This is a genomic window from Rhodococcus sp. FG69, from assembly GCF_057808915.1.
In genome coordinates, this window is sequence record NZ_JBMDIX010000014.1 from 1 (window position 1) to 16,423 (window position 16,423).

General features: G+C 63.3%; 14 protein-coding genes and 1 riboswitch. Of the genes, 7 read left to right on the forward strand and 7 right to left on the reverse strand.

What is annotated here, in order from left to right:
• The coding region (locus tag ACODSO_RS12890; protein ID WP_489037267.1) for an iron-siderophore ABC transporter substrate-binding protein at nucleotides 1-1,077 on the forward strand (1,077 nt) is incomplete at its 5' end.
• A 92-nt stretch (nucleotides 1,078-1,169) separates the two neighbouring features.
• On the opposite strand, the gene ACODSO_RS12895 is transcribed toward ACODSO_RS12890, so the two are convergent.
• Nucleotides 1,170-2,429, reverse strand: a complete 1,260-nt coding sequence (locus tag ACODSO_RS12895) for an MFS transporter (RefSeq protein WP_489037268.1) — start codon at nucleotides 2,427-2,429, stop codon at nucleotides 1,170-1,172.
• Between the two features lie 238 nt (nucleotides 2,430-2,667).
• Nucleotides 2,668-2,796, forward strand: a riboswitch (SAM riboswitch).
• Between the two features lie 174 nt (nucleotides 2,797-2,970).
• On the opposite strand from ACODSO_RS12895, the gene ACODSO_RS12900 reads away from it, so the two are divergent.
• Complete coding sequence (locus ACODSO_RS12900; protein WP_489037269.1) at nucleotides 2,971-4,308, forward strand: bifunctional o-acetylhomoserine/o-acetylserine sulfhydrylase; 1,338 nt, start codon at nucleotides 2,971-2,973, stop codon at nucleotides 4,306-4,308.
• Entirely contained in the window at nucleotides 4,305-5,462 is a 1,158-nt protein-coding gene (metX, locus tag ACODSO_RS12905; protein WP_489037270.1) for a homoserine O-acetyltransferase MetX, read from the forward strand. Before ACODSO_RS12900 ends, metX begins: the two co-directional genes overlap by 4 nt.
• Before the next feature lie 13 nt (nucleotides 5,463-5,475).
• On the opposite strand, the gene ACODSO_RS12910 is transcribed toward metX, so the two are convergent.
• From ACODSO_RS12910 to ACODSO_RS12920, 3 genes are read right to left on the reverse strand one after another with little or no spacing between them, the layout of a single operon-like run.
• Nucleotides 5,476-5,751 carry a DUF3017 domain-containing protein gene (locus ACODSO_RS12910; RefSeq protein ID WP_068380509.1) on the reverse strand — a complete coding sequence of 92 codons (276 nt, stop codon included), beginning with the start codon at nucleotides 5,749-5,751 and terminating at the stop codon, nucleotides 5,476-5,478.
• A gap of 4 nt (nucleotides 5,752-5,755) precedes the next feature.
• The gene (locus ACODSO_RS12915) at nucleotides 5,756-6,622 is read right to left on the reverse strand and encodes a bifunctional methylenetetrahydrofolate dehydrogenase/methenyltetrahydrofolate cyclohydrolase (protein ID WP_489037271.1); all 867 of its coding nucleotides are present in this window, start codon (nucleotides 6,620-6,622) and stop codon (nucleotides 5,756-5,758) included.
• Nucleotides 6,623-6,659: 37 nt separating this feature from the next.
• Nucleotides 6,660-7,268: a pentapeptide repeat-containing protein gene (locus ACODSO_RS12920; protein ID WP_489037272.1), complete on the reverse strand. Its 609-nt coding sequence runs from the start codon at nucleotides 7,266-7,268 to the stop codon at nucleotides 6,660-6,662.
• Between the two features lie 33 nt (nucleotides 7,269-7,301).
• Between ACODSO_RS12920 and ACODSO_RS12925 the strand changes: the two genes are divergently transcribed.
• Nucleotides 7,302-7,766 (forward strand): tRNA (cytidine(34)-2'-O)-methyltransferase, encoded by a 465-nt coding sequence (locus ACODSO_RS12925; RefSeq protein ID WP_489037273.1) that lies wholly within the window; start codon nucleotides 7,302-7,304, stop codon nucleotides 7,764-7,766.
• Here the strand turns inward: ACODSO_RS12925 and ACODSO_RS12930 are convergent.
• Entirely contained in the window at nucleotides 7,763-8,692 is a 930-nt protein-coding gene (locus tag ACODSO_RS12930) for a DUF4349 domain-containing protein (protein WP_489037274.1), read from the reverse strand. The two genes, ACODSO_RS12925 and ACODSO_RS12930, sit on opposite strands and share 4 nt — an antisense overlap.
• Nucleotides 8,693-8,929: 237 nt before the next feature.
• Here ACODSO_RS12930 and ACODSO_RS12935 point away from each other — a divergent pair, with 237 nt between their 5' ends.
• From ACODSO_RS12935 to ACODSO_RS12945, 3 genes are all read left to right on the forward strand, one after another.
• Nucleotides 8,930-9,406, forward strand: a complete 477-nt coding sequence (locus ACODSO_RS12935) for a DUF6764 family protein (protein WP_489037325.1) — start codon at nucleotides 8,930-8,932, stop codon at nucleotides 9,404-9,406.
• A 153-nt stretch (nucleotides 9,407-9,559) separates the two neighbouring features.
• A complete protein-coding gene (ctaD, locus tag ACODSO_RS12940) occupies nucleotides 9,560-11,338 on the forward strand; it encodes an aa3-type cytochrome oxidase subunit I (RefSeq protein WP_489037275.1) in 1,779 nt (592 codons plus the stop codon).
• 168 nt (nucleotides 11,339-11,506) lie between these two features.
• The gene (locus tag ACODSO_RS12945) at nucleotides 11,507-12,394 is read left to right on the forward strand and encodes a HAMP domain-containing protein (protein ID WP_489037276.1); all 888 of its coding nucleotides are present in this window, start codon (nucleotides 11,507-11,509) and stop codon (nucleotides 12,392-12,394) included.
• A 28-nt stretch (nucleotides 12,395-12,422) separates the two neighbouring features.
• Here the strand turns inward: ACODSO_RS12945 and ACODSO_RS12950 are convergent, their stop codons facing one another.
• Together ACODSO_RS12950 and ACODSO_RS12955 are read right to left on the reverse strand one after the other, a co-directional pair.
• Nucleotides 12,423-12,923, reverse strand: a complete 501-nt coding sequence (locus ACODSO_RS12950; RefSeq protein ID WP_489037277.1) for a metallophosphoesterase family protein — start codon at nucleotides 12,921-12,923, stop codon at nucleotides 12,423-12,425.
• Between the two features lie 24 nt (nucleotides 12,924-12,947).
• A complete protein-coding gene (locus ACODSO_RS12955) occupies nucleotides 12,948-16,232 on the reverse strand; it encodes an error-prone DNA polymerase (protein ID WP_489037278.1) in 3,285 nt (1,094 codons plus the stop codon).
• Nucleotides 16,233-16,423 lie beyond the last annotated feature (191 nt).

Sequence of the window (16,423 nt, forward strand, 5' to 3'; positions counted from 1 at the left end):
ACGCAGGCTCCGCCCACACTCTCCTCGAAAGGGCCCTTCATGGTCGGAACCACGCGATCGTCTCGGTACGCAGCCGCAGCCGTTGCGGCGGCTTTGCTCCTCTCTGCCTGCTCCAACTCGTCCGACGACACTGCCGACTCCGGTAGCGACACCGGTTCGGGCGGCGCCTTCCCCGTCACCGTCGAGCACGCGTTCGGCGAGACCACCATCGACGCCGAACCGACGCGTGTCGTCGTCGTCGGATACACCGAGCAGGACACCCTGCTCGCCCTCGGTGTGACGCCGGTCGGGGTCACCGAGTGGTACGGCGAACAGCCGTATGCGACGTGGCCGTGGGCACAGGAAGCACTGGGCGATGCGACACCCGAGGTGCTCAGCGCCGACGACGGATTCCAGTACGAGCGAATCGCGGCTCTCGACCCGGATCTGATCATCGGCACCAACGCCGGCATGGACGAAGAGAGCTACACCACCCTGAGCGACATCGCGCCGACGCTCGCCCATTCCGGTGACTACACCGGATTCTTCGAGCCGTGGGATGTACAAGCCACGAACATCGGTACCGCGCTCGGCAAGAAGGAGGAAGTAGAAGATCTCATTGCGAGTATCGACGAGCAGTTCGCCGCAGCAAAGACCGAGCATCCCGAGTTCGTCGGGACGAAGGCCGTCTTCCTGCAGAACGCGTTCTACGACGGCGCAGCGATCGCGTACCAGGATGGGCTCAGCACCGACTTCATGACCGATCTGGGCTTCGTCGTTCCGTCGGAGATCGACGCGTTCGCACCGCCCGAGGGCGGCGGGCAGGCAAACATCCCGCGTGAAAACCTGTCGGTTCTCAATTCTGCGGACGTGCTGCTGTGGGGTACCGAATCACCGGCGGATCGCACTGCTCTCGAACAGGAGCCGGTTTACCAGAACCTGGACGCGGTCAAGGACAACAAGCTCGTCTTCACCGACGGGGTCACCGCGGGCGCGATCTACTTCACCAGCGTGCTCAGCCTTCCCTACGTGATCGACAAGCTGACGCCCGCGTTCGCGAGCACCCTTGCGGGCGACGGCGCAGCCACCACAGGCTAGACACATTCGCCGAAATCGAGGTTGTGCGTCGAATCGGACGACATTCGCGGCACAACTTCGATCTCGGCGGACGGGCGGGAGGTCGAGCGGTGTCAGGCAGCGTTCGCGTCGGCCCGGCGCTGCATCCACATCGCGGTCGAAAGGACAGCGAGGCCGGCTACCGCCAGGACCGCACCGACCGCGGCCGGGGCGGTGTAGCCGAATCCTGCAGCGATGACCGCGCCGCCGAGCGCTGCGCCGATGGCGTTGGCGAGGTTGAACGCCGCGTGGTTGAGCGACGCCGCCAGCGTCTGGGCGTCATCGGCGACATCCATCAATCTGGTCTGCAATCCAGGGATCACCGACGACCCTGAAGCACCGATCAGGAACACCAGAATCAACGCACTGACCGGATTGTGCGCTGCGATCACGAACATCGCGAGGAACGCGGCCATCGAGGCCAGACCGACAAATGTTCCCCGCAACTGATAGCGATCGGCCAGCCACCCGCCGACGTAGTTGCCCGCGACCATGCCGAGGCCGTAGATCATCAACGCGACGGGCACGAGCGCACGGGCCAGACCTGCGACGTCGGTGAGCGTCGAGGCAATGTAGGTGTAGACCGCGAACATGCCGCCGAAGCCCACCATGCCGACGAACAACGTCATCCACACCTGCCCGCGACGCAGGGCCCCGAGTTCGGTGATCGGATTGGTCGTGGGCATTCCGTCGAGACGAGGCATCCACACGATCAACGCAGCCACGGTGAGCGCGCCGATCACGGCGACGACGGCGAAGGCACTTCGCCACCCGAGCGCCTGACCGAGCCACGTTGCGATCGGTACACCGACGACATTGGCAATCGACAGACCCATCATGACCATGGCAACGGCTTTGGCGCGTTTGCCGGGCTCGGCCAGATGCGCAGCTACCAGAGCCGCGATCCCGAAGTACGCGCCGTGCGGCAGACCGGCGACGAATCTCGATGCCACCAGCTCACCGAAGCTCGGTGCGAACACTGTGCCGAGGTTGCCGAGCGTGAACGCCACCATCAGCACGATGAGCAACGCTCGCCGCGGAACTCGCGCGGCGAGTGTGGCGATCGCAGGCGCACCGACGACCACACCGAGCGCATACGCCGAAATCATGTGCCCGGCGGACGGCTCCGAGATGCCCATCGTCTGCGCGACGTCCGGAAGCAGGCCCATCGATGCGAATTCGGTGGTACCGATTCCGAAGCCACCGATCGACAGCGCCAGCATGGCCAGACGCCTGCGGGTCGAGAGCGGTCTGTGACTGGCGCTCGGCCCGTTCGACACCCTGTCGCGCACAGCGCTGACATTCTTGGCGAAAGCCGAATCGGTGACAGTCACAGCAGAACAACCTTGTCTAGTGTCGGGGCATGAAAAAGGGACGACCCCAGTAGGGAACGTCCCTCGGATCGATTGTCATCCCGGATCCACGTGGATTTCGGACAGATCGACGGTGATTGTCCTCACCTCACTCGGCGCCGCCGAAGGCCAACCATTCCCCCGCAGGTCACAGCACTGAGGCGACTACCGGTGGTGTCGTTGTTTCCTGATCTACCCGTCCCCGCTAGGATTCACGCCAGGTCATGAGTGCCAGCATCGAGCCCCGGCTTGCTGGCCGGCAACCCTCCAACCGCGGTGGGGTGCCCCGGGTGAACGACCGGGTTAGTCGGCTATACGAGAACGTGTAGCCGGAGAACAAGCGCGGGTCCGCTCGAATTGGTTTCTTTCGTCGGCGGACCCACTGACGGAGCACGCCGGAATGCGGCGTGCCCGAGGAGGAGGTCCCCCATGTGTTGTTGTCTCGATACACCCCGCCCCGGCTTTCCCGCCGAGAGCCGATTCGAACCCTGACACATTCTTCGAAGACGGAGTTATCCACACCATGACCGACAGCACCCCTGACGTCGTAGACGCAACAGGCACCCCCATCGAAGATCCCACCGCATCGTGGAGCTTCGAAACCAAACAGATTCATACCGGGCAGACTCCCGACGGCGCCACCAAGGCGCGCGCGCTCCCGATCTACCAGACCACGTCGTACACGTTCGACAACACCGATCACGCTGCTGCTCTGTTTGGGCTTGCCGAGCCCGGCAACATCTACACCCGGATCATCAACCCGACGCAGGACGTCGTCGAGCAGCGCATCGCGGCGCTCGAGGGCGGCGTCGCGGCGCTTCTGGTGGCGTCGGGGCAAGCGGCGGAGACCTTTGCGATCCTCAACCTCGCCGAAGCGGGCGACCACATCGTGTCGAGCCCGCGGTTGTACGGCGGAACCTACAACCTCTTCCACTACACCCTTCCCAAGCTGGGCATCGAGGTCACGTTCGTCGAGGATCCCGACGATCTCGAGCAGTGGCGGGCCGCGATCAAGCCGAATACGAAGGCGTTCTACGGCGAAACGATCTCGAATCCGAAGAACGACGTCTTCGATATCCCCGGCATCTCGGCGGTCGCGCACGAGCAGGGAATACCGCTCATCGTCGACAACACGGTCGCTACCCCGTACCTGATCCAACCGCTCGCGCACGGCGCCGACATCGTGGTGCATTCGGCGACCAAGTACCTCGGTGGACATGGCACCGCGATCGCAGGAGCCATCGTCGACGGAGGCACCTTCGATTGGACGCAAGGGCGCCACTCGAACTTCACCACACCGGACCCGAGCTACCACGGTGTGGTGTTCGCCGACCTGGGCGCGCCGGCGTTCGCGCTCAAGGCACGGGTCCAGTTGCTGCGCGACATCGGCGCAGCGGTGTCTCCGTTCAACGCGTTCCTGATCAGTCAGGGCCTGGAAACACTCAGCCTGCGGATGGAACGACACGTCGAGAATGCGCAGAAGGTCGCGGCGTTCCTCGAAGCGCGTGCCGACGTCGAATCCATCAACTACGCAGGCCTGAAGTCGTCGCCGTGGTACCAGCGGGGTCAGGAACTCGCTCCGAAGGGACAGGGCGCGATCATCGCCTTCGAATTGACGGGCGGAGTCGACGCGGGCAAGAAGTTCGTCGACGCACTGAGCCTGCACAGTCATGTGGCTAACATCGGTGATGTGCGTTCACTGGTTATCCACCCCGCATCGACCACTCATTCGCAGCTGACCCCCGAGGAGCAACTCGCGTCGGGAGTCACTCCGGGACTGGTCAGGCTCGCCGTGGGCATCGAGGGGATCGACGACATTCTGGCCGATCTCGAACGCGGATTCGCAGCGGCGGCATCTTGACCATCGGCTCCGTGCACGACGTCCGTCCGGCGGCGGGATTCCCGCCGCCGGACGGACGGCTCGGCAACATCGACATCGGCCCACTCGCATTGGAAAGTGGCGCCACGCTTCCTCAGGTGACCGTCGCGGTGCAGCGGTGGGGCGAGCTCGCACCGAATCGCGACAATGTGGTGTTGGTGGAGCATGCTCTGACCGGAGACTCCCACGTCAGCGGTCCGGCAGATGCCGACCATGCTCTGCCCGGTTGGTGGAACGGGATGGTCGGCCCCGGCGCACCGATCGATACGGACGAGTGGTGCGTCATCGCGTCGAACGTCCTCGGCGGGTGCGGCGGGACCACTGGCCCCAGCTCTCTCGCTCCCGATGGCAAGCACTACGGCAGCAGGTTCCCGGAGATCTCGATCCGCGACCAGGTGGCGGCGGAGGTTGCGCTCGCCGACGTTCTCGGGATCGAGCGCTTCGCCGCGGTGGTCGGTGGATCGATGGGCGGAATGCGGACCCTGGAGTGGATCGTCGGCCATCCCGATCGAGTGGGCGCGGCGCTCGTCCTAGCCGTCGGTGCCCGCGCGACGGCAGATCAGATCGGTACTCAGACGACGCAGATCGACGCCATCGTCTCCGATCCGGACTGGCAGGGCGGCAATTATCACGGAACCGGCCGAACGCCCCGAACCGGACTGAAAATTGCTCGACGCATCGCGCACCTGACGTATCGCACCGAGAGCGAACTGGATCTGAGGTTCTCCAACTCCGCTCAGGCCGACGAAAATCCCTGGAACGGCGGCAGATACGCAATCGAGAGCTATCTGCAGCATCAGGCGACCAAACTGGCCGACCGATTCGACGCCAGCACGTACGTCCTGCTGAGCGAAGCGATGAACAGACACGACATCGGACGAGGGCGGGGCGGTATCGACGCAGCACTTGCGCTGGCAACCGTGCCCACCATCGTCGGCGGAGTCGACTCCGATCGGCTGTATCCGCTGAGACAACAGAAAGAGATCGCGCGGGGCCTACCCGAATGCCGCGGTCTCGAAGTCATTCAGTCCAGAGACGGTCACGACGGTTTTCTCACCGAGGCCGGAGCGGTGGCCGCGCTTCTCGGCGAGACGATGGCGCACGCCCGGTCCGCTCGTGTAGAGCGGACCGGCTGACACGTACTTTCGATCAATCCGTGCCGAGCGGGTCGATCGATGACGACAGAAAGACGATGGCGCCACCCACCAGCGCCAGCGCCGACACGTCGAAGGCGCGCCCGCGGACCGCCAGCAGGCCTACGCGATTCTCCGGCAGACACAACCGAAATCCCGCGGCCAGGATCGTCGCAATCCCGAGAACGAACGATCCACGGCGCCACCGATCCGCGACAACGAGAACCAACGCCCCTGCGATGACGACGAGTACGGCCAGCAGGGGCAGGTTCTTGCGGATCTGATTTCGCATCGGATCAGACCGCAGTCCGTGCCAGCAGATCCTGTTCCGCTCGCTCCACCACGTTTGCGAGCAGGAAAGCGCGGGTGAGTGGTCCGACGCCTCCAGGATTGGGTGAGAGGAACCCTGCGACGTCCGCGACATCCGCCGCAACGTCCCCGCGCAAACCGTCGTCCGTTCGGGTGACTCCGACGTCGAGAACGGCCGCGCCCGGCTTGACCATGTCGGCTGTGACAATTCCCGGCACTCCTGCCGCTGCGATGACGATGTCTGCGCGTTTCACCTCGGCGGCCAGGTCTGTGGTGCCGGTATGACACAGCGTGACGGTCGCATTCTCGGATTTGCGAGTCAGCAGAAGACCGATCGGGCGCCCTACGGTGACACCGCGGCCGATGACCACGGCATGAGCGCCTGCGATCGCGACGTCGTAGCGCCGCAGCAGGTGGACGATCCCACGCGGAGTGCACGGGAGCGCAGCCTCCTTGCCCAACACCAACCGGCCGAGGTTGATGGGGTGCAAGCCGTCGGCGTCTTTGTCGGGGTCGATGCGTTCGAGCGCAGCATTCTCGTCGAGGTGCTTCGGTAGCGGCAACTGCACGATGTAGCCGGTGCACGCTGGATCCGCATTGAGATCGTCGATGACGGCGTCCAGATCGGCCTGGCTGATATCGGCTGGAAGGTCGCGTCGGATCGAAGTGATCCCGACCTTCGCGCAGTCGTTGTGCTTGCCACGCACGTACGCGGCCGAACCCGGGTCATCGCCGACCAGCACGGTCCCCAATCCCGGAACGATGCCGCTGGCGCGCAGTGTCTCCACTCGCCGGGTCAGGTCGACGAAGATCTCGTCACGGGTGGCTTTGCCGTCCAGAATCGTTGCAGTCACATCGACATTGTTCCAGGGCGGCATCGCGACAGGTTCGTCAACCCTCGACGAACAGCCCGTGCGCCTGCGCGTACGCCACCGCCTGGGTCAGCTCGATCTTCGCTCCGGTGAGGGATGCGGCGACCCACAGGTTCACGTCGGCACGCGCGCCACGCAGGTCCGCGTTGTCGAGTCTCGCTCCGGTGGCCCGGGCACCGGACAGATCGACCGACGCCAACACGGACTTGCGGAGGTCGGTGTCCACCAGATTCGCCTCGACCATCCGACAGCCGCTCAGGTCTACTCCACGGAGGTCCGCGCGCCCTATTCCGACGAGCGTGAAGTCGACCTCGTCGTATGTCGCCGGCCGCATACGGCAGTCGTCGAAGGTGGACCCGATGAACGTGGACCGGCGAAAAACGCTGTGCTGAAGATTCGTCCGGGTGAACGTGCACGACCTGAATGCCGAGTCGACGTGGACCGATTCGGTGAGATCCGTCCCGGTGAAGTCACATTCGGTGAACACCACGGACGTCGTCTTCACACCACTGAGGTCGGCGTCACGGAAGTTGCACGCCACGTAATTGCGCCCGTTCCACTGTTGCTGGTCGAGCTGGGCGTCGGAGAAATCCTCGCCGACAATCTGTTCGTCGTCCACCTGCACCATCCTTCCTTCGGCGGTGATGGCAGAGTGAGCCGGGTGTTTCGACTCATGTTCTTCGAGCCCCGGATTCCGCAGAACACCGGCAACGCCATCCGCCTCGTCGCAGGTACCGGGTGCGAGCTCCACCTGGTCGGCCCGCTCGGCTTCGACATGTCCGAACCGAAACTCAAGCGTGCCGGGCTGGACTACCACGACCTGGCGTCGGTGACGGTGCACGAGAATCTGTCGGCGGCATGGGACGCGCTCGAACCCGATCGTGTGTTCGCCTACACGGCACACTCGACGCGGTTCCACACGGACGTGAACTACCTCCCCGGCGACGTTCTGCTCCTCGGGCCGGAACCCACCGGCTTGCCCGAGAACGTGTTGAACGATCCACGCGTCACCGACAAATTACGCATCCCGATGATCCCGGGTCGACGTTCCCTCAACCTCGCCAACGCTGCAGCCGTCGTGATGTACGAGGCGTGGCGTCAGCACGGATTCGAGGGCAGCGTCTAGGCCTGTGCATCCTTGGCCTCGTTCGGTTCCCCTGCTTCATCCGCTTCATCCGCTTCGTCCAGCCTGCGAGCCGGTGCGCTCGACGTCGGGTGCGTCCTTGCTCGTACGATACGAACGACGCCGTACACCAGCCCGGCACCGATCACGAGCGCACCGACCCACGGGATGGCGCGCCCGAGTGCGACGACACTGCCTCGGAGTGCATCCAGCAACGAGTTCCACCCCGCCACCAGGCCGTCCAAGAAGCTGTCGGGGCCAGGAGACGGTGTCACGTCGTCGGTACTGAATTGCACAGTGATGGTGGACAAATCCACCTGATCGGCCAAATAGTTCTTCTGAGACGTCAGGCTGTCGAGCTCACCCTGTCTGCTGGACAGCGCCGACTCCGCCTCGATCAGGTCCGCGGTGTTGGTGGCGCCTGCGATGAGGGCTCGCAACCGATCGACCGAGGACTGCAGCGCCGCGATGCGGGCATCGAGATCCTGGTATTGCATCGTGACGTCGTCGCGGCTGATGCTGACGCTGGTGACCTTGCCGAGCGCTTCGATGCGGTAGACGGCTCCGGTGAGTTCGGAGGCCGGAATGCGGGCGGTGAGGGAACTACTCGCGGGCGAATTGTCGGTCTCCGGATTCTCGGTGCGATTGTCGATGCGTCCGCCTGCCTTCTCCACGATGCCGACTGCATCGCGTGCGGCCTGCACGGGATCGGCGGCGGTCACATAGATCTGGCCTGTCACAACCTCTTTGCGCTCCGCAGGCTGTGGAGCCTGATCGCGCACGACACTCCCCGCCTCGGGCGAGAATTCCATACCCGAGGCCGGCATCGACGAGTCGACGGCAGGCGCGTCCGCGGTGCCGTTCGAACCACTACAACCCGCGAGAACAAGGAAGATCCCGGCCAGTGCGGCAATCAGACAGCGCTTCATCTTCGGAGATGCTAGAGCAACTGGGTGCCCGAGGAGGAGCTGTGACGTGGGAACGTCGAATTGTTACATCTATAGGGAAGATTCACTGATGACCTCCGGTCGGAACCGGGGTACGGTGTGCCGCATCCACACAATTCGTTTCCCTGAAGGAGCCCCCTGTTGTTCTCCGCTTCGCCCTCGTTCTCCACGCTCGTCCGCTCCGCCCAGGATGGCTCCTTCCACCGCATCGGTAGTCGAATCACCCGCACCGCAGCGCTTTTCATCATCGGCAGCAGTATCGCAACTGCCGGCGTCCTCGGTACAGGCGTTGCCTCGGCCGCGCCGGTGACCTGCGTGTCCCCTCCGTCGGCAAACGACATTCAGGTTGACGGGACGGCGAGCTGCGGCGCCACTGCGGCCGACGCGGCACGTGCAAGTGCGACCGCCACCGACAGCGGCACCGCCGTCAGCGTCGCTGAGGGTGCGGGCAACACTTCGACTCTCGCGACGGGCTACGGAACTGCTCTCGGCGCGTCGCGCGCGGGTGGTACTGCGTACGCCGGTGCACTGGGCGGAGGCATCGCACACTCGTGGGCCGACAACGCAGATACCACCATCGCCATCGCGGGCTGGGGGTCGGGCGCAACCGCCGAAGCCGCCGGTGTCGACTGCGTCGGGCAATGGTCGCTCGCTCTGAATCTTTCGTCCGGCCAGTTCTGCGCATTCGGCAACTGATCTTCCTCGCACTCTTCAGCCCTGCCGCTCGGTTTCTCGAACGGCAGGGCTGAAAGACGTCGGGTCGGTGAAACCGCCGCAATCTACGACCAAAGGTAGTAACTCGAGCCTTCTCCGGTTTACGATGTCCCCACCGCATCCCCAGGAGGATCAGTGACTGCCCTAGCGCCTAGGCCGACTCCCGCTGTTGCTGCGGCGAGACCTTTTCCCCCGCGGATGGGACCGAAGGGTTCTTTTCTTCACAAGGCGGTGACGACGACTGATCCCAAGATGTTGGGGATCATGTACATCACGACGTCTATTGCGTTCTTCCTGGTCGGTGGGTTGATGGCGTTGCTGATGCGCGCCGAGCTAGCTGTGCCGGGAATGCAGTTCCTGTCGAACGAGCAGTACAACCAGCTGTTCACCATGCATGGCACGGTCATGTTGTTGTTGTATGCGACGCCGATCGTGTTCGGATTCGCGAACTACATCCTTCCGCTGCAGATCGGTGCGCCGGATGTCGCGTTCCCGCGGTTGAACGCGTTCTCGTACTGGCTGTACCTGTTCGGTGCGTTGATCGCCTCGGCCGGGTTCATCACTCCCGGTGGTGCGGCCGACTTCGGGTGGACCGCCTACACGCCGCTGACGAGTGCTCTGCATTCGCCGGGTGTAGGTGCCGACCTGTGGATCATGGGTCTGGCAGTGGCCGGTTTGGGCACCATCCTTGGTGGCGTCAACATGATCACCACGGTGATCTGCCTGCGGGCCCCCGGTATGACGATGTTCCGGATGCCGATCTTCACCTGGAACATCCTGGTGACGTCGATTCTGATTCTGCTGGCGTTCCCGTTGTTGACGGCGGCATTGTTGGGGTTGGCCGCCGATCGTCATCTGGGTGCGCATCTGTTCGATCCGGCCACCGGTGGAGTAATCCTGTGGCAGCACCTGTTCTGGTTCTTCGGGCATCCCGAGGTGTACATCATCGCGTTGCCGTTCTTCGGGATCGTGTCGGAGATCTTCCCGGTGTTCTCGCGTAAGCCGATGTTCGGATACACCACCTTGATCTACGCGACGATCGCCATCGCGGCGCTCTCGATCGCGGTCTGGGCGCACCACATGTACGCCACCGGTGCGGTGTTGTTGCCGTTCTTCTCCTTCATGACGTTCCTGATCGCAGTGCCGACTGGTGTGAAGATCTTCAACTGGATCGGCACGATGTGGCGTGGCCAGATAACGCTCGAGACACCGATGTTGTTCTCGATCGGCTTCTTGATCACGTTCCTCTTCGGTGGTCTGTCCGGTGTGCTGTTGGCCTCGCCGCCGATCGACTTCCATGTCACCGACACCTACTTCGTGGTCGCGCACTTCCACTACGTGGTGTTCGGAACGGTGGTGTTCGCGACGTTCGCGGGGATCTACTTCTGGTTCCCGAAGATGACGGGCCGGATGCTGGACGAGACGCTCGGCAAGTGGCACTTCTGGTTGACGTTCTTCGGATTCCACGGCACGTTCCTGGTGCAGCACTGGCTCGGCACCGAGGGTATGCCGCGTCGCTACGCGGACTATCTGGCCTCGGATGGGTTCACCACGCTCAACATCATTTCCACGATCGGTGCGTTCGTGCTCGGTGCGTCGACGTTGCCGTTCGTGTGGAATGTGTTCAAGTCCTACCGGTACGGCGAAGTGGTCACCGTCGATGATCCGTGGGGATATGGCAACTCGTTGGAGTGGGCGACCTCGTGCCCGCCGCCGCGACACAACTTCACGGAGTTGCCGCGGATCCGGTCCGAGCGGCCGGCGTTCGAGCTGCACTATCCGCACATGGTCGAGCGGCTCCGCGCCGAAGCCCACGTCGGACCGGGCAGTCACGGTGGACAGACCACCGAAGTCCTCGAACAGGCACGCCGCGCACCGATCGCCACCAGCGACCACGAACACTCCGGCGACTGACAAGCGGGCCTTCTCAGACCACTCTCAGTACCACCGAGGGATACTGGAGCGATGCCGACGCTGCCCTACTCCGGAACGAGGGCAGCCAGCACACTTCGATCGATACGGTCCGCATTGTTTTCTTATCACCACAGCTTTTCACTGCACAGTCGGATTCGAATCCTGACGATGAGTCTCGCTGCACTCGCCGTAGCGGTCAGCGCGCTCGCGATCTACGTGGTCGCGGAGCAGGCCCTGCGGGACCAATTGGGTGACCGGGTGTCGCGAAACGCCGATGCTCTGATCAGCGGTGCAACGACCGGAGTGCCCTCCACCGCGTTCGGTTTCGGTGCAGGCAATCCCGATGGGCCTGCGATCAAAGCGGCGCTCGTGACGTCCGATGGAGAATTCGTCACGTTCACCACCGACTCCACGCCGTTCACCAACTCGGCCGGTGTGTTCGACGAGCCCGAACAGAACGTCGTGAACGGAACGACCAGCGAGTCGCTTCGTGAAGTGCGCGGATACGCGTTGACCGCGAAGCGCACCACGTCCGGCGAAACCCTCATGGTTGCCGAGTCACTCCATTCGAACGAGCCTCTGCTCACCAAGCTCACACTCGCACTGGTCTCGATCGGCGCATTTCTCGTGGCGCTCGCAGGCATCGCCGGATCCGCGGTTGCCCGTACCGGGCTGAGGCCGGTGAAGAGGCTGCGCAATGCCACCGAGCGGGTGGCACGAACGGGCGAGCTCGAACCTATCGTCGTGACCGGGGACGACGAACTCGCCTCGCTGGCCAACAGTTTCAACGAGATGCTCGCGGCACTTGCGGTGTCCGGTGCGCGTCAGAACAAGCTGATCACCGATGCCGGTGAGGAGCTGATGGAACCGCTGCAGGCATTGCGGGCGAAGATCGATATGGTCATGTCGTTCGACGCCGATTCCCCGTCGCCAGTCAGCCGCGCCGAACAGGATGAAGTGCGGGCCGGCGTCATGTCGGACATGGATGTCATCATCCGACTCGTGCACGATCTCGTCGATCAGGCCCGAGACAGCTCCCCTACCGCACGCACGTGACCAGTGGCGAACGACTGGGCTACGGTGCTCACCGCACGGGAAGCCGGTGGATCTCGACACCGTGCAGGTCCCCGCGCTCGATCACCGCTGTCATGTACGTGCAGAATGGCTGTCGGCGGCGATCGGTCGGAGAACCTGGGTTGAGCAGTCGAATTCCGTTGTCGGTGAAGCTGTCCCACGGAATGTGACTGTGCCCGAACACCAGCACGTCGACGTCCGGATACTGTGCGGCCATTCGCTTCTCGCGGCCCACGGCAGCACCCGTTTCGTGAACAACGGCAATCTTCACACCGTCGAGGGTGGCATCGGCGCGTTCGGGCATACGTGCTCGGAGTTCGTCACCGTCGTTGTTGCCCCAGCATGCGATCAATCGCGTCGCGCGAGTCTGCAACTCCTCGAACAGAGCGACATCTACCCAGTCGCCTGCGTGAATCACGACGTCTGCGGCGTCGACAGCGGCCCAGACCTGTTCGGGTAGGGCCCGCGCGCGCTTCGGCACGTGCGTATCGGCGAGCAAGAGCAGGTTCACGTCTCCAGTGTGCCTGGTGAGTGTTCACTTGAAGTCCCGAGACTTCGAACGCACCCTCAGATCCATGAGCTGCAGATGATCTGCGACGACGGTTGCTGCACCCTCGGCGTTCTGCACCTTGCCACGAATGAGCAGGGCCGGAGCTGTGAGTGCCAACTTTCGGTACTTTGCCCACAGCCCCACCGAGCACACGACATTGACCATTCCCGTCTCGTCCTCCAGGTTGATGAAGGTGACGCCACCTGCTGTCGCGGGTCGTTGACGATGAGTCACTGCACCACCGACGAGTACCCGGTCGCCGTCTGGAACCTGCAGCAGACGATTCGCAGGAAGAACTCCCAACCGATCGAGTTGTTCGCGAAAGAACTGAGTCGGATACGACGTGGGTGATACCCCCGTTGCCCAGACATCGGCCGATGCCAGATCCAGATCACTCATTCCAGGTAGCACCGGCGCCCGCGTCGATGCTCCGAGTCCAGGAAGCAGATGTGGACGTTCCCCCGCTGCGGCACCGGCCGCCCACAAGGCTTCCCGACGAGTGATCCCGAAGCAACCGAGAGCTCCTGCAGTTGCCAGAGATTCGGCCTGAGCCGTGGACAGCTCGACTCTGCCGGTGAGATCCACGAACGACGAGTACGGCCCGTCGAGGATACGAGTCTCGACGATACGTTCGGCGAGATCCTGGCCGATATTCCGCACATCTGCCAGCCCCATCCGAATCTCGAACCCACCCCCGGTGAGGTCTGCATACCAGGAACTGGCATTGACATCGGGTCCATGGATCTGGACACCGTGGCGCCGCGCATCGGCAACCAAGGACTGCGGAGAGTAGAACCCCATCGGTTGAGCTCGCAGGAGCCCGGCGCAAAACGCTGCGGGATGATGCAGTTTGAACCAGGACGAGTAGAACACGAGGGACGCGAAGCTCTGCGAATGGCTTTCGGGAAAACCGAAATTCGCGAATGCCGACAACTTTTCGTAGATACGATCGGCAGCGGCGCCGATGATTCCGTGCAACTCCCGCATACCGTCGTAGAATCTGCCGCGCAACTCGTTCATCTTCTCCGGAGAACGCTTCGACCCCATGGCGCGACGCAGCTGATCCGCATCGGCAGCGCTGAAACCCGCGACATCGATCGCCATTTGCATGAGCTGCTCTTGAAAGAGCGGCACTCCGAGCGTGCGATCGAGGGCCTTCTTCAGCGACGGATGATCGAACGTGACGGGCTCGAGTCCATTGCGGCGTTTGATGTACGGATGAACCGAGCCGCCTTGGATAGGTCCCGGTCTGATCAGAGCGACCTCGACGACCAAGTCGTAGAACTCGGTCGGTTTGAGGCGCGGCAATGTTGCCATCTGCGCGCGCGACTCGACCTGGAACACGCCGATCGAATCGGCGCGCTGCAACATGTCGTAGACAGCCTTCTCCCCCAGGTCTATGTCCGCCAGATCGATCCGAACTCCGTTGTGCTCGTCCACCAGATCGATCATGTAGTGCAGAGCAGACAGCATACCGAGACCGAGCATGTCGAACTTGACCAAACCCACTGCAGCACAGTCGTCCTTGTCCCACTGCAATACGCTGCGATCCGCCATGGTCGCCCATTCGACCGGGCACACATCGGCAATAGGACGATCGCAGATCACCATTCCACCCGAGTGGATACCGAGGTGTCGCGGGAAACCCTCGATCTGCCGCGCCAGTTCGAGAACGGGTTTCGGTATGTCGCTCCCCTCCTGGTCGCCGATGTTGGACCAGCGGGTGACCTGTTTGCTCCAGGCATCCTGCTGGCCCTGCGAGAAGCCGAGCGCACGCGCCATGTCACGCACCGAGGACTTACCCCGATACGTGATCACGTTCGCGACCTGCGCTGCATGCGAACGACCGTACTTCTCGTACACGTGCTGAATCGCCTCTTCGCGCCTGTCCGATTCGATGTCGACATCGATGTCCGGAGGCCCGTCGCGCTCGGGTGCCAGGAACCGCTCGAAGAGTAGTTTGTTCGCGACGGGATCTACATTGGTGATTCCGATGGCGTAGCACACCGCCGAGTTCGCAGCCGATCCTCTTCCCTGACACAGGATGTCACTACTCTTGCAGAACGCGACTATGTCATGGACGACCAGGAAGTACCCAGGAAAGTTCAACCGCTCGATGATGTCGAGCTCGTAGTCGATCTGTGCATAGGCCGACGGATGTTCGGTCGGTGTGCCGTATCTGCGTGAGGCGCCGTCGAGTGTGAGCTTACGGAGATAACTGATCTCGGTATGACCGGCAGGTACATCGAACGGCGGAAGCTGCGGGGCGATCAACCGAAGATCGAACGCGCACTGACGTCCGAGTTCTGCCGCAGCACGTACGACGCCGGGGTAGTGCCGAAACAAGCCGGCCATCTCGTCGCCAGAACGCAGATGCGTCCCACCGGTGGGGGGCAACCACCCGGAGGCATCATCCAGGCTGCTGCGTGCACGCACCGCCGCCATGGCCATCGCCAATCGTCGACTGTCCGGCGTCGCGTAGTGCGCCGCGGTAGTGGCGACAACGGGAAGAGAGCACCGCACTGCTGCCTCGAACAGCGCGTCGTTGCGCTCGTCGTCCTCCGGCACACCATGACGAGTGAGTTCGACGGTGACTCGGTCTGCGCCGAACCTGTCGACCAGATCTCGCAACGCAGCATCCACAGCGTCAGGTCCACCGACCTGCAAGGCGCGTCGAACATGGCCTTTTCGACAGCCGGTGAGAATCTGCCAATGCCCACCCGATGCTGCCGAGAGAGCATCGAAGTCGTACTGCGGCTTGCCTTTGACCCCACCTGCCAGGTGTGCAGTCGCGATTTCGCGTGACAGTCTGCGGTATCCCTCCTGCCCGCGCGCAAGAACCAACAGATGCATCCCGTCCGGATCCAATTCGCCCGCTCTGGACTTCGCCGTCCCCAACGACAATTCGGCACCGAAGACAGTGCCGATACCGAGAGCCTTGGCCGCCTCTGCGAATCGCACGACACCGTAGAAGCCGTCGTGATCGGTGATCGCTATCGATTCGAGCCCGAGCCGCACCGCCTCCTCGACCATCGCCTCGGGTTGGCTGGCACCGTCGAGAAAGCTGAAGGCCGAGTGTGCGTGCAGTTCCGCGTACGGCGTGGCTACAGCCGCCGACCTCGTCACGTTCCCTTCGTACACCTCGCGTTTACGCGACCACGCCGGACTGTCCCCTCCGTCACCGACGATGTCGGGTGTGGAGTGCTTCGGACGCCCCGACAGGACACGTTCCATCTCCGACCAGGTCGGCGGACCGTCGTTCCAACCCATCGTCGAACCCCTTCGCTGCCGGTTGCGGGATACACACGAGGGCGCTGGTGCTGTGCGCGAACGTATGCTCGAGCGAATGACGGGGAAGGCATCATTCGAACGTGTGTTCCCATTAGAACTCACAGCACCGACAGAAATCAATCGACGCCGGAGCCGATAGGCTCGCCCAGGATCGCAGTGCCAATCAAGAG

Coding starts and splice junctions, on each gene's coding strand:
- ACODSO_RS12900 (WP_489037269.1), top strand. CDS start 2,971: ATGACCGACAGCACCCCTGACGTCGTAGACGCAACAGGCACCCCCATC.
- ACODSO_RS12910 (WP_068380509.1), bottom strand. CDS start 5,751: ATGCGAAATCAGATCCGCAAGAACCTGCCCCTGCTGGCCGTACTCGTC.
- ACODSO_RS12920 (WP_489037272.1), bottom strand. CDS start 7,268: ATGGTGCAGGTGGACGACGAACAGATTGTCGGCGAGGATTTCTCCGAC.
- ACODSO_RS12930 (WP_489037274.1), bottom strand. CDS start 8,692: ATGAAGCGCTGTCTGATTGCCGCACTGGCCGGGATCTTCCTTGTTCTC.
- ACODSO_RS12945 (WP_489037276.1), top strand. CDS start 11,507: ATGAGTCTCGCTGCACTCGCCGTAGCGGTCAGCGCGCTCGCGATCTAC.
- ACODSO_RS12955 (WP_489037278.1), bottom strand. CDS start 16,232: ATGGGTTGGAACGACGGTCCGCCGACCTGGTCGGAGATGGAACGTGTC.